The organism is Cellulomonas sp. P4_A2, assembly GCF_056402515.1.
Genome location: NZ_JBFUHG010000003.1, coordinates 172217 through 182989, shown reverse-complemented (window position 1 = coordinate 182989; position 10773 = coordinate 172217). Strand labels below are relative to the sequence as shown.

General features: G+C 72.1%; 9 protein-coding genes. 7 read left to right on the top strand and 2 right to left on the bottom strand.

The features are described 5' to 3' along the window. Window positions 1-2327, top strand: a 2327-nt coding sequence (locus tag AC1DUE_RS04785; RefSeq protein WP_477038253.1) for an FtsK/SpoIIIE domain-containing protein, incomplete at its 5' end; no start/stop codon positions are given. Here the strand turns inward: AC1DUE_RS04785 and AC1DUE_RS04780 are convergent. Further along, entirely contained in the window at window positions 2312-2713 is a 402-nt protein-coding gene (locus AC1DUE_RS04780) for a hypothetical protein (protein ID WP_477038252.1), read from the bottom strand. The two genes, AC1DUE_RS04785 and AC1DUE_RS04780, sit on opposite strands and share 16 nt — an antisense overlap. Window positions 2714-3097: 384 nt before the next feature. Here AC1DUE_RS04780 and AC1DUE_RS04775 point away from each other — a divergent pair, with 384 nt between their 5' ends. Further along, window positions 3098-3346: a WhiB family transcriptional regulator gene (locus tag AC1DUE_RS04775; protein WP_028044865.1), complete on the top strand. Its 249-nt coding sequence runs from the start codon at window positions 3098-3100 to the stop codon at window positions 3344-3346. 450 nt (window positions 3347-3796) lie between these two features. Here the strand turns inward: AC1DUE_RS04775 and AC1DUE_RS04770 are convergent, their stop codons facing one another. Then, window positions 3797-5284 (bottom strand): sensor histidine kinase, encoded by a 1488-nt coding sequence (locus AC1DUE_RS04770; RefSeq protein WP_477038251.1) that lies wholly within the window; start codon window positions 5282-5284, stop codon window positions 3797-3799. A gap of 100 nt (window positions 5285-5384) precedes the next feature. Here AC1DUE_RS04770 and AC1DUE_RS04765 point away from each other — a divergent pair, with 100 nt between their 5' ends. The 5 genes from AC1DUE_RS04765 to AC1DUE_RS04745 all read left to right on the top strand — a co-directional run bounded on the left by AC1DUE_RS04765 (window position 5385) and on the right by AC1DUE_RS04745 (window position 10744). Continuing rightward, complete coding sequence (locus tag AC1DUE_RS04765) at window positions 5385-5888, top strand: DUF2505 domain-containing protein (RefSeq protein WP_477038250.1); 504 nt, start codon at window positions 5385-5387, stop codon at window positions 5886-5888. A gap of 340 nt (window positions 5889-6228) precedes the next feature. Continuing rightward, a complete protein-coding gene (locus AC1DUE_RS04760) occupies window positions 6229-7533 on the top strand; it encodes an ABC transporter substrate-binding protein (protein WP_477038249.1) in 1305 nt (434 codons plus the stop codon). 100 nt (window positions 7534-7633) lie between these two features. Further along, window positions 7634-8647 carry a carbohydrate ABC transporter permease gene (locus tag AC1DUE_RS04755; protein ID WP_477038248.1) on the top strand — a complete coding sequence of 338 codons (1014 nt, stop codon included), beginning with the start codon at window positions 7634-7636 and terminating at the stop codon, window positions 8645-8647. After that, the gene (locus AC1DUE_RS04750; RefSeq protein WP_477038247.1) at window positions 8644-9603 is read left to right on the top strand and encodes a carbohydrate ABC transporter permease; all 960 of its coding nucleotides are present in this window, start codon (window positions 8644-8646) and stop codon (window positions 9601-9603) included. The genes AC1DUE_RS04755 and AC1DUE_RS04750 overlap by 4 nt, the downstream gene beginning before the upstream one ends. Window positions 9604-9715: 112 nt before the next feature. Next, on the top strand, window positions 9716-10744 hold the full coding sequence (locus AC1DUE_RS04745; protein ID WP_477038246.1) for a LacI family DNA-binding transcriptional regulator: 1029 nt from the start codon (window positions 9716-9718) through the stop codon (window positions 10742-10744). Window positions 10745-10773 lie beyond the last annotated feature (29 nt).

Here is a 10773-nt window from a genome sequence, read left to right as displayed (position 1 = left end):
TGCGCCGCCGAGCCGAGGCCCCGCTCGACCTCCCGGCGGGCGCCGCCCTGGGCGCGCAGCCCGGCGTCCCGGCTCCCGTCGCCGGGGCCGTCTCGTCCGCCTGGGACGGGTCGGCCGCCGGGATGGTCGTCGCGCTGGGCACCGGCGCCGCAGGCCGACCCGTCACGGTGGACCTCGTGTCCGACGGACCGCACGCGCTGGTCGCGGGGACCACCGGGGCCGGCAAGTCGGAGCTGCTGACCACCGTCGTGCTCGCCCTCGCCCTGACCCACCCGCCGGAACGCCTCGCGATCCTGCTGGTCGACTTCAAGGGCGGCACGGGGCTCGGGGCCGTCGCGGGGCTGCCGCACGTCCTCGAGCACGTCACCGACCTGGACGCCGCGCACGCGCACCGGGTGCTCGGCGGCCTGCGTGCCGAGCTCCGGCGGCGCGAGCGGGTGCTCGTGGCCGCCGGCGCACGCGACCTCGCCGACCTCTCGCCGACCGACCCCGGGACCCCCGCGCGTCTGCTCGTGGTGGTGGACGAGCTGCGCGCGCTGACCGAGGACGTCCCGGACGCGGCGGCCGCGCTCGCCCGGCTCGCGGCGCAGGGTCGGGCGCTCGGTGTGCACCTGCTGCTGGCCACGCAGCGGCCTGCGGGGGCGGTCGGAGCTGACCTCCGCGCGAACGTCAGCCTGCGCATCGCGCTGCGGGTCGCGGACGCCGCGGACTCGACCGACGTCCTGGACGTCCCGGACGCGGCGGCGATCGACCCGCGCACGCCCGGTCGCGCGCTGGTCCGTCGCGGGTCGCGCCCGGTCGAGGCGGTGCAGGTGGCGCGAGCGACGACCGTCCCCCAGGTCCCGGCCGCCCGGCTCGCGCCGCCCTGGGGCTCACCGTCCCGCTGGACGCCCGGCGCGGCGGACCGTGACCCCGACGCGGTCGCCTCGTGGGTGGCCGCCGCGGTCGAGGCCGCCAGCGACCGCCCGAGCGCCCCGGTGCCGTGGCTGCCTGCGCTGCCCCTCGTCGTCGGCGTCGACGAGGTCGAGGCCGGACCGGGCGTCGCGCTCGCCGTCGCGGACCTCCCGGAGGAGCAGCGCCGCGCGGCGGTGCGGTGGGATCCCGCGGGCGGCCACCTGCTCGTCCTGGGCGGCCCTGGCTCGGGACGGTCGACGACGCTGGTCACCGTCGGCCTCGGCGCGCTCGCCCAGGGGTGGTCGGTGCACGTCGTCGGCCTGCCCGAGGAGGCGGTCGCCCGACTGCGTGCCGGCGACGTCCACGGGTCCCTGGGCACGGTCCTGGCCGTCGACGACGTGGTGGAGACCGCGCGGCTCCTCGAGCTGCTGGATCGGCCGGACGGTCCGCGGACGGTGCTGCTCGTCGACCGGGTCGACCTCCTGCTCGGCACCCTCGGCGAGCTCGCACGCGGCGCGGGCGCCGACCGGCTCACTGCCGCGTGGCGCGGCGGTCGGGCGAGCGGCACGACGGGTGTCGCGGCAACGGCAGAGGTCGGCGCCGTGGCTGCCCAGCACGCCGGTGCGTTCCGGGACCGGCTGGTCCTGCCGCTCGCCGACCCGATGCTCGACGCGCTCGCGGGCGTGCCCACCGCCTTCACCGGCCCACGCCTCACGCCCGGCCGGGCCATCCACCTCGCGCCCGCCGGCGCGCAGCAGGTGCAGGTGGCGCTCGCGCCCGAGCCGGTCGGTGCGCGCGCCGAGCCCGACCCGTCGGTGGTGCGCGTACGGCCGCTGCCGCGCCGAGCACCGCTGACGGACATCGAGGCGGACCACGCCACGACTCCCTGGCGGGTGTTCCTCGGGATCGGAGGCGACGACGCGGTGCCGACCGCCGTGGACGTGTCCCGCGGCCTGCTCGTCGCGGGACCGCCGGGATCGGGCCGCAGCACGGCGCTCGCGGTCGTCGGGCTCGGCCTCGTCCGCGGCGGTCACCCCGTGCTCCGGCTGGCCTCGGGCGAGCCGTCCCCCGCGCTGGAGCGGTTCTCGAGCGTGGACGCGGCCGGGGCGGCCACGCTCCCGGATGCCGTGACGCTCCTGGTCGACGACCTCGACGAGGTGGAGCGCGAGCACCCGGACCTCGTGGCCAACCTGGGCGTGCGGATCGTCGCGACGAGCACCGCCCTGTCGGCAGCCGGCGCGTACCGCGGCGCGCTGCCGGGGCTGCTGCGGGGCCGGCGCGTGCTGGTCCTCGATGCCTCGGACCCGGCGTCCGCCGAGCTCGTCGGACCCCGGTCCCGGTGGCTCGCCGTGCCCGGAGGTCGGACGGTCGGGCGCGGCGCGCTGGCGATGGAACGCGACGTGACGCTCGTGCAGGTCTACGACCCCGGCTGAGCCTCGCGCGGGGGCGTCGTCGCGCGGACGACCGCCGGGAGGAACAGGCCGACGACGATCGCCGCGGCCATCACGATCACCACGAACGCCCACACCGACGGGGCGGCGTTGTACCAGCTCACCGCGAGGATCACGAGCAGGATCTGCCACATGATCACCGGCGACCGCGCCCAGCGACGCCCCCGCCACAGCCCGCGGGCGCAGAGGCCGAGCAGCGCCGCGACGCCGAGGCCGCAGACCGCGAGGAACGCCGTCGCGCCCGGCATCGTCGCCCGGCCGCGCACCAGCTCGGACCCCACCGCGATGCCCAGACCGGCGAACGCCGCGGCCTCGAGGACGATCAGGCAGCAGACGGCGAGCAGCATGGGCGGGCGGGTGTCGGTCACGGGTCCGAGCCTAGAGACTCGTCGCGCCGCGTATCAGGACGTCCGGTGCGTGCTCCGCGATACCACGCCGCGGAGGTGCTTTGGTACGTCACCTGTTGCGAAAGGCGAGGTCAGGACAGCCTTCTGACCTGGACGTTTGTCCTACATAGGCTCCGACCTGCGGCTTCGTCGTGACGTGGCTCACCCACAGGCAGGACACAGGTGTGACGAACGCCTCAGTCGTTACCGACATGAAACCTTCCCGTAACCCCTTGTGCGGACGGCAGGCGGGTGTGACCCTTGTTGAAGCACCAACAGCCCCCGCAAACACCCCCCGATTTCATGTCCAGTCCCGCGCGCCCAGACCCCGGGCGCCGGACGGACGTGTGCCTAGGAGAGAAGCTCATGGATTGGCGCCACCGCGCAGCGTGTCTCGACGAGGACCCCGAGCTGTTCTTCCCGATCGGGAACACCGGACCTGCCCTCCTGCAGATCGAGGAGGCCAAGGGCGTCTGCCGCCGTTGCCCCGTCGTCGACACCTGCCTGAAGTGGGCCATCGAGACCGGCCAGGACGCCGGCGTCTGGGGCGGCCTGTCCGAGGACGAGCGCCGCGCCCTCAAGCGCCGCACCGCGCGCCAGCGTCGCGCGGGCTGACCACAGCACTCTTCCGAACGCCGCGCACCCCTCGGGGTGCGCGGCGTTCGTGCGTCGTGGGGCGGTGACGGACGTCGACTACGTCCTTGTGCGCGACGAGCGACGCACGCACGCCGCCGTTCGCACACGCGGCCACTCGCACGGTGGCAGTCCGTGCCGATCTAGCGGCACTTGGTACAGGAGTGAGCTCCTGAGGCGCTGACCGCGCCTCACGAGGCATCAGGTGTCACAAGTGCCGCAGGATCGGCACGTTCGACCTCGTCGAGACCGGCCAGGTGGCAGCAGGGGGCCCGCCCGAGCCACCAGGCAGCCTCCGCACCGCCTGCGCCGACCGGCCCGAGGCGCCAGCCGACCTCGTCGGGACCGGCCGGGTCGCCGTGGGGCGGTCGCCGACCTCGTCCCGCGTCCGAACAGGCGGGGCGGGCCGTGGCCGCGTCCGCGGGTAGACGGCTAGATCAGCGACCCCGCGTCGCGCGGGGCGCGCAGGCGGGCCTCGATGACGACGGACGTCCCGCCGCCCTCCCGGCTCGACCAGGCGATGGTGCCGCGCATCTCGTTGGTCACGAGGGTCGAGACGATCTGCGTGCCCAGCCCGGACCCGGCGCCGTCCGCGCGGTCTGGGGGCAGGCCGGAGCCGTCGTCGGCCACCTCGACGCGGATCACGTCGTCCTGCCGGTCCACGATCACCTCGACGGTTCCGGACTCGCGCCCCTCGAACCCATGCTCGACGGCGTTGGTGACGAGCTCGGTGAGGATGAGCGCCAGGGCGGTCGCGTCCTCGGCGGGGATCGAGCCGAACGAGCCCCGGACGGTGGTCCGCACGTGGGCGCCCTCGGTCGCCACGTCCGCGGCGAGGCGCAGGCTGCGGCCGACGAGGTCGTCGAACGGCACCGACTCGTCGAGCGTCTGCGAGAGGGTCTCGTGCACCAGGGCAATCGTCGCGACGCGGCGCATGGCCTCCCCCAGCGCCTCGCGCGCCTCCGGGGAGCTCATCCGTCGGGACTGCAGCCGCAGCAGCGCGGCGACGGTCTGCAGGTTGTTCTTCACGCGGTGGTGGATCTCGCGGATCGTCGCGTCCTTGGTGATCAGCTCGCGCTCGCGACGCCGCAGCTCGGACACGTCACGACACAGGAGCACCGCGCCGACGCGCTGCCCGTGCTCCGTGAGCGGGACCGACCGCAGCGAGAGTGCGACCCCGCGCGACTCGACGTCGACGCGCCACGGCGCCCGGCCCATGAGGACCAGCGGCATGGACTCGTCGACCGTGTCCTCCTGGGAGATCAGGTCGGCGGTGACCTCGACGAGCGAGCGGCCCACGAGGTCGCCCACCACCCCGAGCCGGTGGAAGCAGGACAGCGCGTTCGGGCTGGCGTAGAGCACCTCGCCCTCGGAGTTCAGGCGGACGAGCCCGTCGCCGACGCGGGGCGCGCCGCGGCGCGGGCCGGTGGGGGCGTCCGGGGCCGGGAACTCCCCGCGGCCGACCATCGCGAAGATGTCGTCGGCGGCCTCGACGTAGTTGAGCTCCAGCCGGCTGGGGGTGCGGGCGCCGCCGAGGTTGGTCTGGCGGGCGAGAACGGCGATCGGTCGGCCGTTGCGCACCACCGGCACGGCTTCCTCGCGCACGGCGTAGGAGCCGAACCAGCGGGGCTCCCGGGACCGCTGGGCCGCGCGCTCGTCGAGCGAGCGCTGCAGCTGCGGACGCTGCCCGTCCGGCGCGGTCGAGCCGACGACGTCGTCGTAGTGCACCGTGGCGCCCGTGGAGGGGCGGCACTGGGCGACCGCCACGAAGTCGCCGTCGGCCGTGGGGAGCCACAGGACCAGGTCCGCGAACGCGAGGTCGGAGAGCACCTGCCAGTCCCCCACCAGGAGGTGCAACCACTCGAGGTCGGGGCCGTCGAGGGCGGCGTGGCGAGCGACGAGGGTGCTCAGTGTGGACACCTCACCAGGGTAGGTGGCGTGGGGGCGTCGTCCGACCGGTTCCGCGGCGCCGCCCTCGGCTACCCTCGGACGACAACCACAATCCCCGAAGGACCCTCCCGTGCGACTGAACGTGACCCTGGACCTGCCGACCGGAGCCCATGACGCGGCCCTCCTGCTGAGCGACCCGGACTACGTGCACGCGAAGGTCCGGGCGAGCGGCGCGCTCGAGCAGCACGTCGACATCACGGGGTCGGCGGACGGCGAGTTCACGGTCACCACGCGTCGGTCGCTGCCGACCGACCAGATCCCGTCCCACCTGCGCAGCTTCGTCGGCAACAGCATCGACGTCCGTCAGGTCGAGGCGTGGGAGGCTCCGGCGGCCGACGGCTCCCGGATCGGCACGGTCGTCCTGGACATCGCGGGCGCCCCGGTGCGGCTCAGCGGACGTACCCGGCTGGTCCCGGCGGGCCCCGACGCGAGCACGGTCAGCTACGACGGCGACCTCAAGTCGACGATGCCCCTGTTCGGTTCCGCGATCGAGAACGCGGCCGCCGGCGCCGTGCGGGCCGCGCTCGAGGTGGAGCAGGGCGTCGCGACGCGATGGATCGCCGACCACGCGTGACCACGGCTCCCACGGCACCGTTCACCAGGTAACAAACCGCCCGTCACGCCGTAACGATTCGGTAACGCGTCTGGCACGGTAAAGAGACTTTGACCTGCAGGTTCATGAGCGTGGGATCGCTACCACGGCATCTCGACGTGTCGGGCTGCTTGACACCTGAGGGGCCTCCGACGACAGTTCTCGGCAACGCGTGGGAACGCTCCCGCACACTGCGGATGGGAGCGCGACCACGCCGGGTCCACCAGGCCCACCTGACGTCCGAGCACGCACTGCGGCTGCGCGGATCACGGGAGCCCTCGGGTTACGGCGAGGACGCCGTCCGACTGACAAGGGAGTCATTGTGCGCAAGACCTCTAGCAAGATGTGGGCGGCAGCTGCGGGTGTCGCCAGCATCACCCTGCTCGCCACGGCGTGTTCCTCCGGCGACGGCGGCAGCGACGACTCGTCGTCGGCCCCGTCGGACGAGAAGATCACGCTCTCCGTGGCGACGTTCAACGAGTTCGGCTACACCGACCTGTACAAGGAGTACATGGCGGACCACCCCAACGTGACGATCAAGAGCAACAAGATCGACACGTCGGACAACGCTCGTCTCGCCGTGCAGAACGCGATCGCCACCGACACCGTCGCGGACGACATCGTCGCCGCGGACGGCGACTGGATGCCCGAGCTGCTCGCATCCTCCGACTTCTTCCTGGACCTGGGCTCGGACACCGTGACGGACCGCTGGCCGGACTGGAAGACGGACATGGCCACGGACACCGACGGCAAGCTCATCGGCTACGGCACGGACTCGGGCCCCGAGGCCATCTGCTACCGCAAGGACCTCTTCGAGGCAGCCGGCCTGGCGAGCGACCGCGAGTCCGTCTCTCAGATGCTCGACGGTGACTGGGACAACTACTTCGCCGTCGGCCAGCAGTTCATGGCGTCGGCCCCGGCCGGTGTCGCCTGGTTCGACTCGATCGGCGCGCTCTCGCAGGGCATGATCAACCAGCTCGAGGCCCCGTTCGAGGACCCCGAGACCGGCGAGATCACGGTGCTCGAGCCCGACTCCCCCACCCTGTCCGTCTACAACCAGCTCACCAGCCCTGAGGTCCTCGCCGAGTCGGCACACCTCAAGCAGTGGACGCCGGAGTGGAACGACGCCTTCAAGGGTGACAAGTTCGCCACGCAGCTGTGCCCGCCGTGGATGACGCAGATCATCGCCGGCAACGCGCCCGACCAGACCAACTGGGACGTCGCGGACGTCATGCCCGGTGGCGCCAGCAACTGGGGCGGCTCCTACCTCCTGGTTCCCGCGGACGGCAAGAACGCCGCCGCCGCCAAGGACCTGGCCGACTGGCTGACCGCTCCGGAGCAGGCCGCCAAGGTCTTCACCACCTTCGGCAACTTCCCGAGCCAGACCGAGGCCACGACGAACGCCGACGTGGTCGCCAAGACGGACCCGTACTTCAACGACGCCCCGACCGGTGAGATCTTCTCCAACCGGTTCGCGCCGATCGCGACCCAGCCGTACCGCGGTGAGCAGTACTTCCCGATCAACGCCGCCCTCGGCGACGCGTACACCCGGGTCGACGTCGACAAGACCGACGACGCCGCCTCGTCCTGGGCCAAGTTCGAGACCGCGGTCAACGACCTCGGCTGACGACACAGTGTGAGCACCGGGGCCGGGAGGGCTGTCCCACCCGGCCCCGGTGTGCCACCGTCGTCCTGCTCGAACCCGTCCAGCACGCGAAGGACAAGCAATGACCAGCACCCGAACCCCGAACCTTGCGGGGTCCACGGCCGGCGACGCGCCGAGCAGGACTCCGCGCCGCGCCGGCTTCTCCCAGACACTCGGGCGCTGGGACGTCAAGCTCTCGCCCTACCTGTACATCTCGCCGTTCTTCCTGCTCTTCATCGTCGTCGGACTGTTCCCGCTGTTCTACACAGCGTTCGTGTCCGTGCACGAGTGGGGGCTGCTCAAGGGCCAGGGCGACTACGTCGGGCTCGAGAACTTCTCGACGGTCCTGCACCAGGAGATCTTCTGGAAGTCCGTCCGTAACACCCTCAGCATCTTCCTGCTGAGCTCGATCCCGCAGATCGCCATCGCCCTGGTGATCGCCGCGATCCTCGACGCGAACCTGCGCGCCAAGACGTTCTGGCGCATGGGCGTGCTCGTCCCCTACGTCGTCGCACCGGTCGCCGTCGCCCTGATCTTCGGGCAGATGTTCGCGGACCAGTCCGGCATCATCAACCAGATCCTGCGCGACCTCGGCTTCGAGGGCGTCCGCTGGCACGCCGAGGTCCTCCCCAGCCACGTGGCCATCGCGACGATGGTCAACTTCCGCTGGACCGGCTACAACACCCTCATCCTCCTGGCGGCGATGCAGGCCATCCCGCGGGACATCTACGAGGCGGCGCTCATCGACGGCGCCAACCGGGTCCGACAGTTCTTCTCGGTCACCATCCCGATGCTGCGCCCCGCGATCATCTTCGTGATCATCACGTCGACCATCGGCGGCCTGCAGATCTTCGACGAGCCCCGCATGTTCGACCAGGACGGCCGCGGCGGCTCCGACCAGCAGTACCTCACCGTGACCAACTACATCTACCAGCTCGGCTGGGCGCAGAAGAACTTCGGTCGCGCCGCCGCCGTCGCCTGGTTGCTGTTCGTGATCATCGTCATCATCGGCATCGTCAACTACCTGATCACGCGACGGATCTCCTCCGAGCAACAAGGTGGCAAGAAGAAGAACAGGAAGAGGGTCGGCGCATGAGCGTCATGGGAGCCGGCGCCGGCGGCGAGATGGGCGGCGCGCCGTCCGTCGCGGCGATCGAGCAGTTCGCCGGCAGGGGCGCGGCACGCAGCGCGGCGCGCAGGCGCGGCCGCGCGGTCCCTGAGGGCGGCACGCAGCGTCGGCCGCGGTGGCTCACCTACGTCCTGCTGACGATCGTCATCATCATCTCGTTCTACCCGCTCTACTACGCGTTCCTGCTCGCGTCGTCGACGGCCCCGGACATCGCGCGGCACCCGATCCCGTCGCTGATCCCCGGCAGCCACTTCTTCGACAACGTGAGCCGCGTCCTGGAGTCCGGCGTCCCGTTCACGCAGGCCGTGATCAACTCGGTGATCATCGCCGTGATCATGTCCCTGTCGGTGGTGTTCTTCTCGACGCTGGCCGGGTTCTCGTTCGCGAAGCTGCGGTTCAAGGGTCGCGCTCCCCTGCTGGTCTTCGTCATCGCGACCACCGCGGTCCCCACCCAGCTCGGCGTCGTGCCGCTGTTCCTCGTCATGAAGCAGCTGCACTGGATCGGCCAGATCCAGGCCGTCATCGTGCCCGGCCTGGTCACCGCGTTCGGCGTGTTCTGGATGACCCAGTACCTCGAGCAGGCGCTGCCCTACGAGCTCATCGAGGCCGCCCGCGTCGACGGGGCGTCCATGCTCCGGACGTTCTGGAGCATCGCGCTCCCGGCGGCCCGCCCCGCGGCGACCATGCTGGCGCTCTTCACGTTCGTGGCGTCGTGGACGAACTACTTCTGGCCCTTCATCGTGCTGGGCTCGAAGAACCCGACGCTGCCGATCGCGCTCCAACAGCTGCAGGCCGCCTACTTCAAGGACATGTCGCTGATCATGGCCGGCGTCGTCCTGTCGGTGATCCCGCTGCTCATCCTGTTCGTCATCGCCGGGCGGCAGCTCGTCGCCGGGATCATGCAAGGTGCGGTCAAGGGCTGAGCAACCGTGGCAGGCTGACGCGACGGACCAGGACACTGGTCCCACGCGTCCGGCCGGTACGCCGTCGCTGCTCACGCAGCCTAAGGAGGGAAGACCAACGGTGGTCGAGAACGTGACGCAGCAGATCGACGACGGGCGGCCTCCCGCGCCGACGCTCGAGCAGGTGGCGGAGCGCGCAGGGGTGTCTCGTTCGACCGCGTCGCGCGCGATCAACGGAGGCCTGCGCGTCTCCCCCGAGGCCCTCGCCTCGGTCGAGATGGCCGTCGCCGACCTCGGCTACACGCCCAACCGTGCTGCCCGCTCGCTGGTCACCCGTCGCACGGACTCGATCGCCCTCGTCGTGCCCGAGCCCGACGAGCGCGTCCTGTCCGACCCGTTCTTCGCCGGCACCCTGAACGGCCTGAGCACCTCGCTGGCCGACTCCGACGTGCAGGTCGTCCTGGTCATCGCCCGCCCCGGCGATTCCGAGCGCACCGTCCGCTACCTGCGCAACGGGCACGTCGACGGCGCGATCGTCGTCTCGCACCACCGCAACGACGAGCTCGACCGCGCCCTGCAGGCCTCGCGCGTGCCGAACGTTTTCGTCGGTCGCCCGCTGTCCGCCGACGACCGCGGCGTCCAGTACGTCGACACCGACAACGTCGAGGGCGGCCGCATCGCCACCCAGCACCTGATCGAGCGCGGCTACAAGCGCATCGGCACCATCGCCGGCCCGCAGGACATGTCCGGTGGGATCGACCGCCTCACCGGCTGGCGCAGCGCCATGGCGGCGTCCGGGATGGCCGACGACGCCGTCGCCTACGGTGACTTCACGCTGGCCTCTGGCGCGGCCGCCGCCCGCGAGATCCTCGCGCAGCACCCCGACCTCGACGCGCTTTTCATCGCCTCCGACCTCATGGCCGCCGGCGCCCTGGGCGTGCTGGCCGAGCTGGGCAAGGACGTGCCCGGCGACATGGCCGTGGTCGGCTACGACAACCTGGGCGTCGCCGCCTCGACCGTCCCGCCGCTGACGTCGGTCATCCAGCCCGTCGTCGCCATGGCCCGCGCGGCCGGCGCCCGCCTCCTCGCGCAGCTCAACGGCGCTCCCCCGACGGAGCCGCTGATCTTCGCGCCCGAGCTGGTCATCCGCGCGTCGGCGTAGGCCCTCGGCCCGCGCTCAGCGCGAGCTTG